Origin of the sequence: Sphingomonas jatrophae, assembly GCF_900113315.1 — a bacterium.
Lineage (GTDB): Bacteria > Pseudomonadota > Alphaproteobacteria > Sphingomonadales > Sphingomonadaceae > Sphingomonas_P > Sphingomonas_P jatrophae.
On sequence record NZ_FOZG01000001.1, the window covers coordinates 1,891,000 to 1,909,076 of the forward strand.

The following is an 18,077-nucleotide window of genomic DNA, read 5'->3' on the forward strand; positions in this document are numbered from 1 at the left end:
GACGATGTTCGGACCCATCGACCAGATCGGCCATGTGGTGGAGGATCTCGACGCCGCGGTGGCGGCGCGGCTGGCGTTGGGCATCGGGCCGTGGACGGTCTTTCGCGGCACGACCCTGCATGGCCGGCACCGGGGTGAGGAGACGATCGTCACGATCGACGTCGCGCTCGGCTATCAGGGCTCGGTCCAAGTCGAGCTCATCCAGGAGATGACCGGCACGCCGTCGCCTTATGCGGGCGCACGCGGCCCTCATCACCTCGCCTGGCTGGTCGACGATCTCGACGCGGCCGTTGCGCAGGCAAGCGCGCGCGGGCTGGTGCCCGTGTTCGAGGCGGGGAATGCCGCGGTACGCGTCGCCTATCTCGAGCATCCGGCCGATCCGGGCAGCTATTACGAACTGATCGAGGGCGAGGGGATGCGGGCGATGGTCGATGCCGGGATCGTGGCGGCGGCGACGTGGGACGGCAGCGACCCGATCCACGAGATCGACATGCGCGGGCCCGCCGCATGAGCGCGCTGCCCGATCGCGCCGATTACGTCATCATCGGTGCAGGCTCCGCCGGCTGCGTGCTGGCCAACCGACTGAGCGCGGATCCGAAGAACCGCGTCGTCGTGCTGGAGGCGGGCGGCCAGAATGCGCATCTGCTGGCGACGATGCCGGCGGGAATGGCAACGCTGATGCGCGGGCCCAACCAGAGCAACTGGGCGTTCGAGAGCGAGCCTGTCGAGGCGTTGGGCGGGCGGCGCATGTTCGTGCCGCGCGGCAAGGGCTGGGGCGGCTCCTCCTCGATCAACGGCATGCTCTACGTCCGCGGCAACCGCGCGGATTACGACCAGTGGCGCCAGATGGGCCTTGCCGGCTGGAGCTATGACGACGTGCTGCCGCTGTTCCGGCGCATGGAGAATTTCGGCGGCGAGGCCAATGAATGGCACGGGACGGAGGGCGAGCTGCCCGTCCGCTACGGCGAAATCCGCGATCCCATCTACCACGCCTTCATCGCCGCCGGGCGCGCGGCTGGCCACCGCGAGACGGAGGATTTCAACGGCGCCGAACAGGAGGGCGTCGGCCGCTATCAGGTGAATATCGAGGGCGGGCGGCGGGCGGGCGCGCGGCGCGCCTTCCTGCTGCCGGCGCTGAAGCGGCCCAATCTGGTCGCCGCGACCGACATCCACGTCACCCGCATCGTGGTGGAGGAGGGCCGCGCCGTCGCGGTCGAGTATGTCACCGGCAAGGATCGCACGCCCGGCCGCATCGCCGCCGACCGTGAGATCATCGTCAGTGCGGGCACGATGCAGTCGCCGCAGATCCTCGGCCTGTCCGGCATCGGCGACCCTGAGGATCTGCGCGCGCTCGGCCTGCCGGTCGTCGCTTCGCTGCCGGGCGTCGGGCGCAACCTGCAGGACCATGTCGACATCGCGGTCACCTATCGCTCGCGCCTGCCGCTCTTGTGGAGCCGCACCAAGGGCTGGCGCGCGGCGCGGATCGGCATCCAGTATCTGCTGTCGCGCGGGGGGCTGGGCGCCAGCAACTCGCTGGAGGCGGGCGGCTTCCTCAAGACGCGGCCGGAGCTGGACCGGCCCGACGTGCAGATCCAGTTCATTCCCGGCGCCATGGTCAATCACGGGCAGAAGGGCATGCAGCCGTTTGACGGCTTCTCGATCGACATGATCGCGCTGCACCCGGAGAGCCGCGGCACGGTGCGGCTGCGCTCCGCCGATCCGTTCGCCGCGCCGGAGATCCATCCCAACCACCTCGCCACCCCCGGCGACGTGGCGACGCTGCGCGCCGCCGTCTGGCTGGCGCGCGAGATTGGCGAGCAGCCGGCGCTGGCGCCGTGGCGGATCGCGGAGGACGAGCCCGGCAAGGACGTGATCGACGACGATGCGATTGACGCCTGGCTGCGCGAGCGGGCGGCGACGATCTTCCACCCGGTCGGCACCTGCCGGATGGGCGCGGCGGACGATCCCGGCGCGGTCACCGATGCGGCCCTGCGCGTGCGCGGGGTGGCGGGGCTGCGCGTGGCCGACGCCTCCGTCATGCCGACCATCGTCACCGGCAATACCAATGCGGCATCGATGATGATCGGCGAAAAGGCGGCCGACCTCGTGCTAGGGCGCGCCTGACGCTATAGGGACGTTGGACCGGGAACACCCGGCCTCAAGCGCCGAGAGGATGAGCATGGAAAGGACGCTGCCCGGCGTCGAGCTGCGCACCAAGCAGGCGCGCATCCACGTCTATACCTATCGCTACGACACGCCGTCGCACCAGTCGCGCTCGCCGCAGGAGGATGTGCTGGCGCTGTTCGTCGATCAGGCCCGCGGCGCGCGCGGCCTGTTCCGCTCCGATGCGGGCACCAGCCGGCTATTCCCTCTGGGCGGGCTGATGATCGTGCCCGCGCGCGTCTCGATCGAGGCGTCGGGGCCGGGGGGCGACCGGCGGCTCGCCTCCTGCACGATGGTGCCGGGCATCCTGCCTGCGGAGTTCGACCGCGGCGATCTGGCGCATCTGGCGATGTGCGGCGACATTCGCGATCCGCACGTGCGCGCGGCGATGCAGCGGATGGCGCAGGAGGCGGTGCGGCCGGGCTTCGGCCATGACGTGCTGATCGATTCGCTGGCGATGGGCATCAAGATCGATCTCGCGCGCTATCTGATGCGCACGGGCCCGCGCGAGGCGGCGCATGTCGGCATGCTGGCGCAGTGGCAATTGCGCCGGCTGGAGGATCATGTGCAGAGCGTGGAGGGCGGGGGGCTACGCATCGCCGATCTTGCGGCGCTGCTGGAGATGAGCCCCGGCCACCTCGTCCGCACCTTCCGCAAGACGACCGGGCGCACCGTCCACCAGTTCGTCGAGGAGGCACGGCTGGCGCGGGCGCGCGTGCTGCTGAGCGAGACGGACCTGCCGCTCAAGCGCATCGCCGCACAGCTGGGATTCGCAACGCCGAGCAGCTTCTCGCTGGCCTTCCGCCGTGCCACCGGCGTGACCCCCGGCCGCTTCCGCGGCGAGGAGAGTGCGATCAACTGAGCGCCGCCGCGGGGTCGTCGTACAGGAGGCGATTTCGACATGCGCGCGCAGATATGACGATCCGCTACGCCCCACCTCCATTGTCGATTTGCGTAAAGCGACGCGACAAGCAAAAATCCGGAAGGTGGGGAAGAATGGTGAAGTGGATCGGCCTGTTGGCTGGGACGGCGGCGTGTGCACTCGGCACCGCGGCAGGCGCACAGCAGGTGACCGCCGCTGCCACCGCCGCACCGCAGCCGGCGGACAATGGCGGGCTCGAGGAGATCGTCGTCACCGCCGAAAAGCGTGAAGGCTCGCTCCAGCGCACGCCGCTGGCGATCAGCGCGGTCAGCTCCGATCTCATCCAGTCGCGCAACATCACCAGCGCCGCGCAGCTGGGCGCGATCGCGCCGAACATCACCACGACGCTCGGGCCGAATTCCTCCACGCACCTGATCGTCCACATCCGCGGCATCGGCGAATCCGAGCCGATCCTGACCTCCGATCCGCCCGTGAGCATCTATGTCGACGGCATCGTCGTCGGCCGCTCCACCGGTGCGGTGTTCGACATCGTCGACCTAGAGCGGATCGAGGTGCTGCGCGGGCCGCAGGGCACGCTCTATGGCCGCAACACGACGGGCGGCGCGGTCAACTTCATCACGCGGAAGCCCGGCGACGAGTTCGGCGTGCGCGTGATGGCCGGCTACGGCAATTACGATTCGCTGCAGGGCCGCATCTCGGTCGATACCGGCAGCATCGGCGGCACCGGCCTGAAGGCGACGCTCGCCTACATGCACAAGCAGCGCGACGGTTATGTCGACAGCGTGTTGCAGAAGGACAGCAAGGATCCCGGCGCCTTCAATAACGAGGCGGCGCGCGTGGCGCTGGCCTATGATGATGGCGGCCCGTTCCGCGCCAATTACGCGTTCGACTGGTTCCAGTCCAAGGCGGTGGCGCCGGCCAGCCAGCTGGCAGCGGTGGGGCCGAACCAGCTCGCTTATTTCAGCCGCTCGGCCGCGCTCGGCGGCACCGCGCTGATCGGCCCGTCGCAGACGCGGCTGGACACGATCCGCTCGGAGGGCACCTTTACCTTTGACAAGACGACGTCGCATTCGCTGACGCTGGAAGCGGACCTGACGGACGACATCACGCTGCGCTCGCTCACCGGCTTCCGCCGCTGGCGCGGGGACACGGCGAACACCGATATCGACGGCAATGCGGGCCTGCGCGGCCTGGTGGTCAGCCCGCCGCCGGTGGGCGTGCGCGATGTCGGCCTGTTCGGCGCCGACAAGTTCAACCGCCAGCGCCAGTTCACGCAGGAGCTGAACCTGATCGGCACGGCGGGCCCGGTCGACTACGTGCTCGGCGGCTTCTACTTCCGGGAGCGGGCGCGTGAGGACAATCCGCAATATTACACCTTCGTGGTCGTCAATCCGCTGCTGCCCGGCGGCCTCGGCGGTGCGAACCTGACCAACCGGCTGATCTACCGCACGCGCAACGTCTCCAAGGCGGCGTTCGGCCAGCTGACGTGGCACATCACCGACTCGCTCACCGCGATCGGCGGCCTGCGCTATACCGAGGACGAGAAGCGCCTCGTGCAGGCCTCGCCCGCCAACCTGGTGCGCACGCTCAACCGCAATTTCGACAAGCTGAACTATGCCGCGACGCTGCAATATCAGATCAACCCGGAGACGATGGTCTATGGCCGCGTCGCCACCGGCTACAAGGCGGGCGGGTTCAACGCGCGCTCGGTCAACAACGGCTATGATCCGGAGTCGGTGACCAATTACGAAGTTGGCGCCAAGACCTCGCTGTTCGACCGGCGGCTGCGCCTGAACGCGACCCTGTTCTACGCCAAGCTGGACGACAAGCAGCTCAACCAGTTCCTCGCCAATACCGGCGGCGCGGCCAGCGTGACGGTGAATGCGGGCTCGGCCGAGTTCAAGGGCATCGAGCTCGAGGTCGAGGCGCTGCCGATCGACGCGCTGCGGCTGAACGCGTCGTTCGGCTACACGGATCGCAACTTCAAGACGTTCAACGTCGTCGATCCCGCCACCAACCTGCTGACCGACGTGTCGGACGAGGCGCGCTTCAGCTATTCGGCCAGCACCACCTTCACCGGCGGCGCGCAATATACGGTGGGCGAGGTGTTCGGCGGGCAGCTGTCGGCGCGGCTCGATTACACGTACCGCAGCAAGCTCTACTTCAACGTCGTGCCGCGCTTCGCGCCGTTCGACGAGGCGATCCGCGCCAAGGGTGTCGGCCTGCTCGACGGGCGCCTCGCGCTCGGCAAGCTCGACTTCATGGGCAATCGCGGCGAGATCGCGCTCTGGGCGAAGAACCTGACGAAGGAGAAATATCGCATCTCCGGCATCGACTTCGGCTCGCTCGGTTTCGCCACCAACACCTACGGCACGCCGCGCACCTACGGCGCCGAGATCCGGATGGAGTTCTGATCGCATGGCGGAGCCCCGTGTGATCCGGATCGGCGGCGGCTCCGCCTATTTCGCCGACAGCGCGCATGGCGTGCCGCAGCTGCTGGCGGCAGGCGGGCTCGATTACCTCGTCTTCGATTATCTGGCGGAAGGCAGCATGGGGATGCTCGGCCGCCTCCGCCGGGCCGATCCGCCGGTGCGCTACCCGGCCGATTTCCTGAACGTCCATGTCGGCCCCTATCTGCACGAGATCGCCCGGCAGAAGATCAAGGTGGTGGCCAATGCCGGCGCGCTCGATCCGCTCGGCCTGGCGCAGGCGCTGGAGGCGCGGATCGCCGCCGAAGGCCTGTCGCTCACCGTCGCGGCGGTGACGGGCGACGAACTGATCGACCGGGTGGAGCAGCTGCGCGGCCAGGCCGACATGTTCACCGGCGCGCCCTTCCCCGACGGCGTGCTGACGTGCAACGCCTATCTCGGCGGCTTCCCCATCGCCGCGGCGCTGGGGGCGGGGGCGGACATCGTCGTCACCGGCCGCGTGGTGGACAGCGCCATCGTGCTGGGGCCGCTGATCCATGAATTCGGCTGGGGGCAAAGCGATCACGATCTGCTCGCGGCGGGCACGCTCGCCGGGCACCTGCTGGAGTGCAGCACGCAGATCACCGGCGGCACCTTCACCGACTGGCGCGCGGTGGAGAGCTGGGAGACGATCGGCTTCCCCATCGGCGAATGCCATTCCGACGGCAGCGTCGTCATCACCAAGCCCGAGGGGTCGGGCGGGCTCGTCTCGGTCGGCACGGTGGCCGAGCAGCTGCTCTACGAGGTGAGCGATCCGGCCGATTATGTCGTGGCGGACGTGTCTTGCGACTTCAGCGAGGTGCGGCTGGAGCAGCAGGGACCGAACCGCGTCCGCGTGTCCGGGGCCAAGGGCCGGCCGCGGACGCCGTTCCTCAAGGCCAGCGTGACGCACGAGGCCGGCTGGCGCGCGGTCGGCTACCAGCCGATCATCGGCGAGGAAGCGGGCGCCAAGGCGCGGCGACAGGGCGAGGCGCTGTTTGCCCGCGCTCGCGCGCTGCTGCGCGCGCGCAACATGGCGGACTTCACCGAAACCGAGGCGCTGGTGATCGGCGAGGAAGCGAGCTTCGGCGCGCATGCGCGGGTGCAGGGCGCACGCGAGGTGATCCTGAAGATGACCGCCGACCATCCCAGCCCCGAGGGCGCGGGCCTGTTCGCGCGCGAGCAGGCGTCGGGCATCTCCACCATGTCGGTCGGCACCGGCATCAACATCGCGACCAGCGTGCTGCCGCTGACCGGCATCTTCGCTTTCCTCCTGCCGCGCGGCGAGGTCGAGCCGACCGTGACTTATGGCGGGCGGAGCTGGACCGTGCCGACCGGCACGGGCGAGACCACCGCACCCGCCGTGCATCCCGTGCCCGTGCCGGAGCGGACGGACGAGGAGATGACGCAGGCCGACCTGATCCGGCTGGCCTGGGGGCGGAGCGGCGACAAGGGCAGCCTGTTCAACCTCGCGGTGATCGCGCGCGATCCGGCCTATCTGCCGTGGATCGCGGCGGCGATGACGCCCGAAGCGGTTGGCGACTGGTACCGGCATTTCTCGCCGGACGGGCAGCCGCTCGACGTGGATCTCTACTGCGCGCCGGGGCTGAACGCGCTCAACTTCGTCGTGCGCAACTCGCTGGATGGCGGCATCCTGCGCGGCAAGGGCCTCGATCCGGCGGCCAAGGGCATGGCGCAGGTGATCATGCGCTTCCCCGTCGCCATCCCCACAGCGCTCGCGCCGGCGGCCCCCCAGGATGTGACCGCATGAACGATTACAGCTATCTGATGAAGGGCATCGTGCCGCTCCAGACGGAGAGCAGCACGCTGATCAGCTCGTCGCGCTATCTCAACGATCCGCGGCTGCGCGACTGGGTGGCGAGGCACATGCTCCGCCGCAACGGGCCGGACGTGCCGACGCCGTCGGATTCGATGAAGCTCTCGCTGATCATGCGCGAGGTGCAGGACATCGACCATATCAACCGCCTGATCGCGGCGGAGCGCGCGAAGAACCCGGCGCTCGATGCATGGTTCGAGGCGCGCTTCTCGTCCGATTTCAGCCGCGAGGATCTGGCGCGGCATGCGCCGGATACGGTGGGCGGCATCTTCTACCGGCAACTGGTCGACAATGACCTCCAGGTCGATATCGTGCCCAAGTTCACGCCGCGCAACGATTACGAATATTTCCAGCTGCGCGCCGGCCAGCTCCACGATTTCGAGCATATCCTGGGCGGCGGCGGGTTCGACTTCATCGGCGAGCTGGTGCCCTATTACATGCGGCTGACCAACCTGTTCGTCCATCTCAGCCCCGAGCTGGCGGGCGAGCTTTCGGCCTTTTCCATCTTCGGCTCGACGCGCATCATCACCCGCGCGGTGCTGCATTATCCGCAGACGTGGCTGACCGTGCTCGACACGATCGAGCGGGGCGCCAAGGTCGGCCGGGAATCCGAACCCATCTACATGATGCGCTATGAGGAGGTGCTGGACATGACCCCCGACGAGGCACGCGCGCATCTCGGCATTCGCGGCGTGCGCCTGGCGGATACGGCGGAGGCATCAGCGCTATGGTGCTGACCGTGGCAGAGGATGTCGCGCACTATGCGGGCGCGGGCGGGCTCGGCCTTGTGGCGACGCGCTACGGCGCGAAGGGCGGTGCCCCGGTGCTGCTGCTGCACGGCGGCGGGCAGACGCGCGGTGCATGGGTCTCCGCCTCGCGCGCGCTGGCGGCGAGCGGCTTTCACGCCGTCGCACTCGATCTGCGCGGGCATGGCGACAGCGACTGGAGCGCGGACAATCGCTACACGCTGGACGCCTTCGCCGACGATCTGCGCGCGGTGCTCGCGACGTTCGATGCCGCGCCGCTGCTGGTCGGTGCGTCGCTCGGCGGCCTCGCGTCGCTGCTGGCGGCGGGCGAGGCGCCGGCGGCGCCGACCGCGGGGATCGTGCTGGTCGATATCGTGCCGTGGATGGAGAAGAAGGGCGGCGAGCAGGTCGTCGGCTTCATGCGCGGCACGTCGGGCGGGTTCGACACGCTGGAGGAGGCGGCCGACGCGGTCGCCGGCTATCTGCCGCATCGCCCGCGGCCCGAGCGGCTCGACGGCCTGTCGCGCAATCTGCGGCAGAAGGCGGACGGGCGCTGGTACTGGCATTGGGATCCGGGCTTCGTCGCCCCGCAGGACGGGTGGGACATGGAGGCGATCAACGCGCGCCTGTCCGCCGCCGCAAGGGCGGTGCCCGCGCCGCTGCTGCTGGTTCACGGCACCAACAGCGAGATCGTCTCGGCGGAGGGAGCCGCACGGTTCCGCGCGATGCTGCCGGAGGCGCAGGTGATCCCGATCGAGGGCGCGCATCACATGGTGGCAGGCGACGACAATGACGCCTTCGTCTCCGCCATCCTGCCTTTCCTGAAAGGACATGCGGCATGACCGGCTTCGTCGCACCGCCGCGCGCGGAAACCATGAAGCGCCTGATGCGCGGCTATGCCCGCGTCGCGCCGTTCGCCCGCGACATGGCCTATACCGTCGCCGACCGGCTGGAAGAGCGTGCCGCCGATGCGGGCGATGCGGCCTTCATCCTGTTCGAGGAACAGCGGATCAGCTTTGCCGAGATGAACGCGCGCGCCAATCGCGTCGCGCATGCGGCGATGGCGGCGGGCCTGAAGCGGGGCGACACGGTCGCGCTGCTGATGCTGAACCGGCCCGAATATCCGATGATCTGGCTGGGCCTGGCCAAGGCCGGCATCATCACCGCGCTCATCAACACAACCGCGACCGGCCCGGTGCTGACCCACGCCTTCAAGCAGGTGGAGGCCAAGGCGCTGATCGTCGGGTCCGAGCTGACCCAGCTGGTCGAGGGCCTCGCGCCCGCCGATCTGCCCGAACTCGTGTTCGAGCAGTCGGAGACGGGAGCGGACCGTTCGGCCAATGGCTGGCGCGATCTCGACGCGGCGATGGCGGAGGCGCCCGACAGCGATCCGGATCGGGCGCTGCGCGACGGCATCACCATGGCCGATCCGCTCTACCTGATCTTCACCTCGGGCACGACCGGCCTGCCCAAGGCCGCGAAGATGAGCCACATGCGCTTCCTGAATGCGGGCGAGATGATGGCCGGCCTGCTGGAATTCGGCGCGGAGGACACCTTCTACTGCGTGCTGCCGCTCTATCATGGCGCGGGCGGCATGGTGGTGCCCTCCGTCTCGCTCGCGACGGGGCGGCCGTTCGTGCTGCGGCGCAAGTTCAGCCGCTCGGGCTTCTGGGAGGATGTGCGGCGGCATCACATCACCTCCTTCTATTACATCGGCGAAGTCGTCCGCTATCTGCTGGCGACGCCGCCCTCGCCCGACGACCGCGACCATCCCTTGCGCGCGATGACCGGCGCGGGGCTGAAGCCGGACGTGTGGGCCGCCTTCACCGAACGGTTCGGCATCCGCGACGTCTATGAAGGGCTGGGATCGACCGAGGCCAACTACGGCATCACCAATGTCGACAATCGCATCGGCTCGGTCGGGCGGCTGCCCTTTCCGGAGGCGACCAACATCCGCTTCCTGAAATATGACGTGGCAGCGGGCGAGCATGTCCGCAACGAAGATGGCAGCTACGTGCTGGCCGCCCCGCACGAAGTGGGCGAACTGGTCGCCGAGGTGCTGGGCGGCACCGGCGTCGGCGGCTTCTTCGAGGGCTATACATCGGCGCCCGCTACCGAGGCCAAGTTGCTGCGCGACCTGTTCAAGCCCGGCGACTGCTGGTTCCGCTCGGGCGATCTCGTCCGCTTCGACGAGGAGGATTACGTCTTCTTCGTCGACCGCGCCGGCGACACGTTCCGCTGGAAGAGCGAGAATGTCTCCACCGCCGAGGTGGAGACGGTGCTGGCGGGCTTTCCCGGGCCGTCCGTGGTCAACGCCTACGGCGTGCTGGTGCCGGGCACCGAGGGGCGTGCGGGCATGGTGGCGCTGACCTATCCGGAGGGCGTGGAATTCGATCCCGAGGCCTTCTACGCCTTCGCCACCGGCCATCTCGCCCATTATGCCGTGCCGCTGTTCGTGCGGCTGACCGAGACGGCGGACATGACCTCCACGTTCAAGCTGCGCAAGGTCGAGGTGCAGCGCGAGGGCTATGGCCCCGCTTTCGTCCATGGCGACCCGCTGTTCGTCGCCGATCCCGCAGGCCGCACCTATGTGCCGCTGACCCCCGAGGCGCTCGACCGTCTCGGCATCCCACCCTTCGAGGGACCAAGCCATGCAGGTTGATTTCAGCCCCGAGCAGAAGGCGCTCCGCGCCGAGTTCCGCGCCTATCTCGACGGGATCATGACCCCGGACGTGCGCGCCGCCACGCTGAACGCGGAAAGCGGCCCCGCCTATCGCGAGGTCATCAAGCAGATGGGGCGCGACGGCTGGCTGACGCCCGGCTGGCCGAAGGAACATGGCGGCAAGGGGCTGGACCCCCTGACGCAGAAGATCCTGCTGGAGGAACTGGTGCTGGCCGATGCGCCGTTCCCGTTCGTCACCGTCAACACCGTCGGCCCCGCGCTGATGCGGCTCGGCACGCCCGAGCAGCAGGCCGCCATCCTGCCGCGCATTGCGACAGGCGACCTGATCTTCGCCATCGGCTATTCGGAGCCGGGCGCGGGCACCGACCTCGCCAACCTCAAGACGCGCGCGGTGCGCGACGGCGACGATTATGTCGTCAACGGGCAGAAGATCTTCACCAGCGGCGCCGAAGGCGCGGATTACGTTTTCCTGGCGGTGCGCACCGATCCGGATGCGCCGCCGCACAAGGGCATCACCATCCTGATGATGGACACCAAGCTGCCCGGCTTCTCCGTCTCGCCGATCTGGACGGTGGGCGGCTTCCGCACCAACGTGACCTATTACGAGGATGTCCGCGTTCCCGCCGACATGGTGATCGGCGAGGTCAATGGCGGCTGGCGCCTGATCGCCGAGCAGCTCAACCACGAGCGGATCGGCCTCGCCGCGCTGACCTATGGCGCCAATGGCTGCTTCGACCAGGTGGTCGCGTGGGCGCGCGAGGTGGAGGCAGGCGGCGGCATCCTGCTCGATGTGCCATGGGTCCAGTCGGCGCTGGGCGAGGCCTATGCGCTGCTCAGCGCGATCGGCCAGATGGGCAACCGCGTGGCGGCCGAAGTGGCGCAGGGCTCGACCCGCGCCGATCTCGCCTCCGGGCTCAAGGTGTTCGGAACCGAGGGGGTGATCAAGGTCATGCGCCTGCTGCTCGATGTGCTGGGGCCCGTGGGGCTGGTGAAGGACGGCTCGCCCGGCGCGGTGCTGCGCGGCCGGATCGAGCGTGAATATCGCAAGTGCCAGATCAACACGTTCGGCGGCGGCACCGCCGAGGTGCTGCGCGACATGGTGGCGCAGGTCGGCCTCAAGATGCCGCGGGCGGCCCGGGCATGAGCGCGCTCCTCGAACAGGCCCGCGAATGGGTCGGCAAGCCCGCCAACAAGCCGGCGACGGCGCGCGATGCGGTCAACCTGCCAATGATTCGCCGCTGGTGCGAGGCGATGGGCGAGACCAACCCCGTCTATACCGACGAGGCCGCCGCCCGCGCCGCGGGCCACCCCGGCATCGTCGCGCCGCCGGCGATGCTGGATGTGTGGGCGATGCCGCCCTATCGCCCCGGCGGCCGGACGAGCGAGGAGGACATGCCCGTCCTCGCGCTGTTCGATCAGGCGGGCTATACCGGCGTCGTCGCGACCAATGTCGAGCAGCACTATAACCGCTATCTGACGCTGGGCGACGTCGTCACCTCGACGCCGACCGTCGCCGACGTGTCCGACGAGAAGCGCACTGGGCTCGGCATCGGCCATTTCGTTACCCTCGCCTACGATTTCACCGTCGATGGCGAGCCGGTCGGGCGGATGACGTTCCGCGTGCTCAAGTTCAAGCCGAACCTGAAGCAGCCCGAGCCGCAGGCCGCCCCCGCCGCGGGCGCCGAGAGCTTCCCGCATCCGCGGCCCGCCATCACGCACGACAATGCCTTCTTCTGGGAGGGGCTGAACAACCGCAAGCTGCTGTTCCAGTCGTTCGGCGGGCGCCTGCGCCATCCGCCGGGGCCGATGGATCCGGTGACGGGCAGCCTCGATTTCGACATCGTCGAGGCGAGCGGGCGCGGCACCATCCACAGCTTCGTTGTCATGCACCAGCCGCGCATGCCGGGCTTCGATTATCCGCTGCCCGTGGTGCTGGTCGAGCTGGAGGAGGGCGTCCGCATCGTCGCGAACATGATCGACGCCAGCCCGGAGGACGTCGCCATCGGCCGCGCCGTCACCGCCGACTTCGTGGAGGTGGAGCCCGGCTACGTGCTGCCCGCCTTCCGCCTCGCCTGAGGGGAGAGCCATGGACTTCAACCTATCCGACGATCAGCGCGAATTGCGCGATCTCGCCGCGCGCATCCTGAGCGATGCCACCAGCGACGAAAAGCTGCGCGATTTCGCCGCCTCGGGCGAGCCCTTTGACAGCGCCCTCTGGCAGACGCTGGCGGAGGCCGGGCTGCTCGGCCTTGCCGTCTCCGAGGCCGGTGGCGGGCTTGGCCTCGGCATGATCGACCTCGGCCTGCTGCTGGAAGAGCAGGGCCGCACGCTGGCACCGCTGCCGCTCACCGGCACGCTGGCGATGGCGGCGGTGGCGCTCGATCGGGAGGGCAGCGACAGCCAGAAGGCGTGGCTGCCCAAGGTCGTCGCGGGCGAGGCGATCCTGGCCGTCGCCGTCGAGGAGCTGGGCGGGCTCGATCCCGCGCAGCCGATCGCGCGCGCGATTGCCGACGGCAATGGCTGGCGGCTGAGCGGCACCAAGATGGCGGTGCCCTATGCCGCGCAGGCGCAGGCGCTGCTGGTGACGGCGACGACCGAGCAGGGCCCGGCGCTGTTCCTCGTCGATCCGGCAACGCCGGGCCTGCGGATCGAGGCGCAGGCGTCGACCAGCGGCGAGCCGCAGGCGATGGTGACGCTGGATGGCGTGACGCTGGACGGCGACGCGATCGTCGGCAGCATCGAGGACGGTGCCCGCATCGTGCGCGAGCTGGTGCAGCGCGGGCAGGTGGCGCTGGCGCAGCGCCAGGTGGGCGTCGCGGCGGAAGCGCTGCGGCGCACTGCCGATTATTCGTCCAACCGCATCCAGTTCGGCAAGGCGCTCGGCAGCTTCCAGGCGGTGCAGCAGCGTGCGGCCGACGGCTTCATCGATGTCGAGGCGATGCGCGGCACGGCGCTGCTCGCCGCATGGCAGATCGACACCGGCACGGTGCAGGAGGCGGACATCGCCACCGCCAAATATTGGGCGGCGGCGGGCGGCCACCGCGTCGTCCACACCGCGCAGCACCTGCATGGCGGAATGGGCGCGGACGTGACCTATCCCATCCACCGCTTCTTCCTTACCGCCACGCAGATCGGCGAAACGCTGGGCGGCGCATCGCCGATGGCGGCGCGGATCGGCGCGGCCATCGCGCACGGACAGACGGAGCCGCTGGCATGACCTTTCCCGCAGCCGGGCAGACCCTGCCCGAACTCGCCTTGCCGATCACCGCCGGCGCCATCGTCGCCGGCGCGATCGCCACCAATGATTTCGAGAATGTCCACCACGACAAGGCCGCCGCGCAGGCGACCGGCGTGCCCGACATCTTCATGAACATCCTGACCACCAACGGCTTCGTCCAGCGCTACGTCAGCGATTGGTGCGGCACGCAGGCACGCATCGCCGGCATCGCCATCCGCCTCGGCGCGCCCAATTTCGTCGGCGACACGATGACGCTGACCGGCGAGGTGGCGAGCGTCGAGGGCGACCGCGCCACCGTCTCCGTGCGCGGGCGCAACAGCATCGGCGACCATGTCACCGCAACCGTCACCCTCGATTACGGGAGCGCACGATGACCGACGCACTATCGGGCAAGGCCGCCATCGTCGGCATCGGCGCCACCGAATTCTCGAAGAATAGCGGGCGTTCGGAACTGCGCCTCGCCGTCGAGGCGATCACCGCCGCGCTGGACGATGCGGGTATCGACCGCGCCGAGGTGGACGGCCTGTGCACCTACACGATGGACAATAATCCGGAGATCGAGGTCTTCCGGAACATCGGCGGCAAGCAGCTCAAATTCTTCAGCCGCATCCATTATGGCGGCGGTGCGGCCTGCGCGCCGATCATGCAGGCGGCGATGGCGGTGGCGACGGGCGTCGCCGAGGTGGTCGTCTGCTACCGCGCGATGAACGAGCGGTCGCAATATCGCTTCGGCAGCGGCTACACGCCGCCGCCCGTGCCCAATGCGGAGAGCGCGCATTACGGCTATTACGTGCCGTTCGGCCTCGTCTCGCCCGCATCGTGGGTGGCGATGGCGGCGCAGCGCTACATGTATGAAACGGGCGCGACCTCCGAGGATTTCGGTCGCGTTTCCGTCGCCTGCCGGCGCCATGCCGCGACCAACCCCAAGGCGTGGTTCTACGAGCAGCCGATCACGCTGGCCGATCATCAGGCCTCGCGCTGGATCGTCGAGCCGCTGCACCTGCTCGATTGCTGCCAGGAATCGGACGGTGCGCAGGCGATCGTCGTCACCACCGCCGCGCGTGCCGCCAAGTTGCGCCAGCCGCCCGTCATCGTCCGCGCCGCGGCGCAAGGGGCGGCGGACGACCAGCAGATGATGACCAGCTATTACCGGCCGGACATCTCCCGCCTGTCGGAAATGGATCTCGTCGCCCAGCAGCTCTACGCGCAGGCGGGCGTCGGCCCGGCGGACATCCGCACCGCCGTGCTCTACGATCACTTCTCGCCCTTCGTGCTGCCGCAGATCGAGGCGTTCGGCTTCGCGGCCAAGGGTCAGGCGCGCCACTTCATCCGGGAGGAGGGCATCGAGATTGGCGGGCGCCTGCCGGTGAACACCAATGGCGGCCAGCTGGGCGAGGCCTATATCCACGGCATGAACGGCATTGCCGAGGGCGTGCGCCAGGTGCGCGGCACTGCGGTGAACCAGGTGCCCGGCGACGGGCTGGTGCTGGTGACGGCGGGCACCGGCGTGCCGACGAGCGGGCTGATCCTCGGCGCCGCCTGATCCTGCCGCCTTGCCCGCCGGCCATCCACGCGCCACGGAAGGCGCGGGCGGTGGGATGACGGGCATGAGGGCGACAGCGGCGGCCGTGGAGAGGGAGCGCGGGCCGCTGTCCGTGCCCGCCTTCCGCGCGATCTGGACGACCAGCCTGCTCGGCAATGCCGCGCTGCTGATCCTCGGCGTCGGCGCATCGTGGGCGATGACGGACATGACCTCCTCGCCGCGGCTGGTGGCGGCGGTGCAGACCGCGCTGATGCTGCCGGTGATGCTGCTGTCGATGGCGGCAGGAGCCGTCGCCGACATGTATGATCGCCGCCGCGTGGTGCTGGCGGCGCTGTCGCTCGCCTCCGGCGGTGCGGCGCTGCTGACGCTGCTGGCCGCCGCCGGGCTGGTGACGCCGGGCGTATTGCTGGTCGCCTGCTTCCTGATCGGCTGCGGCGTCGCGCTGGCGGGCCCGTCCTGGCAGGGATCGGCGGCGGAGCAGGTGCCGCCGCCGCTGGTGGCGCCCGCCATCGCGCTCAACAGCATCAGCTACAATGTCGCGCGCAGCCTCGGCCCCGCGGCCGGCGGCGTCATCGTCAAGGCGGGCGGCGCCGTCGCCGCCTTCGGCGCGGCGGCGATCCTCTATCTGCCGCTGATCGCCGCATTCTTCGCGTGGCGCCGCGTGCGCGAGCCGAGCCGCCTGCCGCCCGAGCGGCTGGGCTACGCCATTGGCGGCGGCCTGCGCTACATCGTCAACGCCCCGCCGGTGCGTGCGCTCCTGGTGCGGCTGGCGCTCACTGGGCTGCTCGCGGGATCGCTGTCGGGCCTGATGCCGCTGGTGGTGCGCGACATCCTCGGCGGCGGCGCCGGCGTCTATGGCCTGATGCTGGGCATCATCGGCGCGGGCGCGCTGACGGGAGCGCTGACCGCGGGCGAGCTGCGGCGGCGCTACCCCAACGAATGGCTGGTGCGCGCGGGCACCGCGATCACCGGGTCCGCCTATCTCGTCGTCGCGCTCAGCCCCAGCCTGTGGCTTACCGCGCCCGCTCTGTTCGCCATGGGGGCGGCGTGGATGGTGTTCGTGACCGTCATGAACATCGGCGTGCAGCTGCTGGTGCCACGCTGGGTCGCGGGGCGGGCGCTGGCAGGATATCAGGCCGCGATCATGGGCGGCCTCGCGCTCGGCAGCTGGAGCTGGGGGCAGGTGGCCGGCGCCTTCGGCGTGGCGCAGGCGCTGATCGTGTCGGGCGTCGTCACGCTTGGCGCGGTTCTGCTCGGCCGCTGGTTCCCCATGCCGCGCGAGGCGACGGTGGAGGAGGGCAGCGGCCTTGCCACCCCGGCCGTCGCGCTGGCGCTGACCGCGCGCAGCGGCCCGATCACCATCGAGATCGGCTACCGCGTCGATCCGGCCCGCGCGCGCGAGTTCTACACCGCCATGCAGGAGGTACGGCTGATCCGGAAGCGCAACGGCGCCTATCAATGGCTGCTCTCACGCGACGTGGCGGCGCCGGATGCTTGGCTGGAGCGCTATCATTACCTCACCTGGGCGGATTATCTGCGCCAGCGCGATCGCCGCACCGCGGAGGAGGAAGCATTCGAGCGCGACATGCTGGCGCGGCTGGTGCACCCTGACGGGATCGTGGTGCGGCGCTGGCTGGAGCGGCCGTTCGGCTCGGTCCGCTGGAAGGATGAAACACCCGATCCGGGGCAGCCGGCGGGGGTCTGACGGGGAGAGGGACATGCTGAAATGCATCGCGCTGCTGAAGCGCAAGCCGGGCCTGAGCGACGAAGCGCTGGTCGCTTATTACGAAGGGCGGCACGCGCCGCTGATCGTCGGCCTGTGCCCGCAGATCCTCGCCTATCGGCGTAACTTCGTGCAGGCGGAGGGCCGGTTCGAATTCGGCGCGGCGATCGATTTCGATGTCGTCACCGAACTCTATTTCGCCGACCGCACCGCCTATGACGCCTTCGTCGCGCGCAATGCCGAGCCGGAGGTGGCGCGCCTGATCGCCGAGGATGAGGAGAATGTGTTCGATCGCGCCGCCACGCGCATGATGGTGGTGGAGGAACATGGCGGCGCGATCCCCGGCCGCCCGGTGCCCGCCGCCGACGGCCTGCGCGCGCTGCAGGACGAGCGCGCGATCCAGCGCGGCCTTGCCCGGTTCGCGCGCGTGCTCGACGGCAAGGACTGGGGGAGCCTAGGGGACGTGTTCGCCGCCGATCTCGACTTCGACTACGGGCAGGGCGAGCGGCAGGGCATGGCGGCGCTGGAGGATCAGATGCGCCGCTATCTCGATGCGTGCGGCGGCACGCAGCATCTGCTGGGCAGCATCCTCGTCGACGTGGACGGGGACAGTGCGGTCAGCCGCGCCTATGTCCAGGCGCGGCACCAGCGGCGCGGCGAGGGCGGCGGCGCCATCTTCGACTCGAACGGCGAATATGTCGATCGGTGGGCGCGGCGCGCCGACGGCTGGCGGATCGTGCGGCGCGATGCGACTTGGGCGACGCACAGCGGCGATCCGGCGATCCTGGCGGCCGGCGCGGACGAGCTGGGCTGA

15 protein-coding genes are annotated in these 18,077 nt (G+C 69.5%); all 15 read left to right on the forward strand.

Annotation, left to right across the window (positions count from 1 at the left end):
- Positions 1 to 4 precede the first annotated feature (4 nt).
- The 15 genes from BM360_RS08860 to BM360_RS08930 all read left to right on the forward strand — a co-directional run bounded on the left by BM360_RS08860 (position 5) and on the right by BM360_RS08930 (position 18,077).
- Positions 5 to 511, forward strand: a complete 507-nt coding sequence (locus BM360_RS08860; protein WP_093313423.1) for a VOC family protein — start codon at positions 5 to 7, stop codon at positions 509 to 511.
- On the forward strand, positions 508 to 2,124 hold the full coding sequence (locus tag BM360_RS08865) for a GMC family oxidoreductase (protein WP_093313424.1): 1,617 nt from the start codon (positions 508 to 510) through the stop codon (positions 2,122 to 2,124). The genes BM360_RS08860 and BM360_RS08865 overlap by 4 nt, the downstream gene beginning before the upstream one ends.
- Before the next feature lie 55 nt (positions 2,125 to 2,179).
- Entirely contained in the window at positions 2,180 to 3,025 is an 846-nt protein-coding gene (locus tag BM360_RS08870) for a helix-turn-helix transcriptional regulator (protein WP_093313950.1), read from the forward strand.
- Positions 3,026 to 3,159: 134 nt separating this feature from the next.
- On the forward strand, positions 3,160 to 5,460 hold the full coding sequence (locus tag BM360_RS08875) for a TonB-dependent receptor (RefSeq protein ID WP_093313425.1): 2,301 nt from the start codon (positions 3,160 to 3,162) through the stop codon (positions 5,458 to 5,460).
- A gap of 4 nt (positions 5,461 to 5,464) precedes the next feature.
- Entirely contained in the window at positions 5,465 to 7,264 is a 1,800-nt protein-coding gene (locus BM360_RS08880; RefSeq protein ID WP_093313426.1) for an acyclic terpene utilization AtuA family protein, read from the forward strand.
- On the forward strand, positions 7,261 to 8,067 hold the full coding sequence (locus BM360_RS08885; protein ID WP_093313427.1) for a Coq4 family protein: 807 nt from the start codon (positions 7,261 to 7,263) through the stop codon (positions 8,065 to 8,067). The genes BM360_RS08880 and BM360_RS08885 overlap by 4 nt, the downstream gene beginning before the upstream one ends.
- Positions 8,058 to 8,918 (forward strand): alpha/beta fold hydrolase, encoded by an 861-nt coding sequence (locus tag BM360_RS08890; RefSeq protein WP_242653380.1) that lies wholly within the window; start codon positions 8,058 to 8,060, stop codon positions 8,916 to 8,918. The genes BM360_RS08885 and BM360_RS08890 overlap by 10 nt, the downstream gene beginning before the upstream one ends.
- Positions 8,915 to 10,738: a long-chain-acyl-CoA synthetase gene (locus BM360_RS08895; protein ID WP_093313428.1), complete on the forward strand. Its 1,824-nt coding sequence runs from the start codon at positions 8,915 to 8,917 to the stop codon at positions 10,736 to 10,738. Before BM360_RS08890 ends, BM360_RS08895 begins: the two co-directional genes overlap by 4 nt.
- The gene (locus BM360_RS08900; protein ID WP_093313429.1) at positions 10,728 to 11,903 is read left to right on the forward strand and encodes an acyl-CoA dehydrogenase family protein; all 1,176 of its coding nucleotides are present in this window, start codon (positions 10,728 to 10,730) and stop codon (positions 11,901 to 11,903) included. The genes BM360_RS08895 and BM360_RS08900 overlap by 11 nt, the downstream gene beginning before the upstream one ends.
- Positions 11,900 to 12,835, forward strand: a complete 936-nt coding sequence (locus tag BM360_RS08905; RefSeq protein ID WP_093313430.1) for a bifunctional MaoC family dehydratase N-terminal/OB-fold nucleic acid binding domain-containing protein — start codon at positions 11,900 to 11,902, stop codon at positions 12,833 to 12,835. The genes BM360_RS08900 and BM360_RS08905 overlap by 4 nt, the downstream gene beginning before the upstream one ends.
- Positions 12,836 to 12,845: 10 nt before the next feature.
- Complete coding sequence (locus BM360_RS08910) at positions 12,846 to 13,976, forward strand: acyl-CoA dehydrogenase family protein (RefSeq protein ID WP_093313431.1); 1,131 nt, start codon at positions 12,846 to 12,848, stop codon at positions 13,974 to 13,976.
- Entirely contained in the window at positions 13,973 to 14,371 is a 399-nt protein-coding gene (locus tag BM360_RS08915; protein ID WP_093313432.1) for a MaoC/PaaZ C-terminal domain-containing protein, read from the forward strand. Before BM360_RS08910 ends, BM360_RS08915 begins: the two co-directional genes overlap by 4 nt.
- Positions 14,368 to 15,540 (forward strand): lipid-transfer protein, encoded by a 1,173-nt coding sequence (locus BM360_RS08920; protein WP_093313433.1) that lies wholly within the window; start codon positions 14,368 to 14,370, stop codon positions 15,538 to 15,540. Before BM360_RS08915 ends, BM360_RS08920 begins: the two co-directional genes overlap by 4 nt.
- A gap of 64 nt (positions 15,541 to 15,604) precedes the next feature.
- Entirely contained in the window at positions 15,605 to 17,245 is a 1,641-nt protein-coding gene (locus BM360_RS08925; protein ID WP_207544550.1) for an MFS transporter, read from the forward strand.
- A 13-nt stretch (positions 17,246 to 17,258) separates the two neighbouring features.
- Positions 17,259 to 18,077, forward strand: coding sequence for a nuclear transport factor 2 family protein (locus BM360_RS08930; RefSeq protein WP_093313435.1), 819 nt, complete (start codon positions 17,259 to 17,261; stop codon positions 18,075 to 18,077).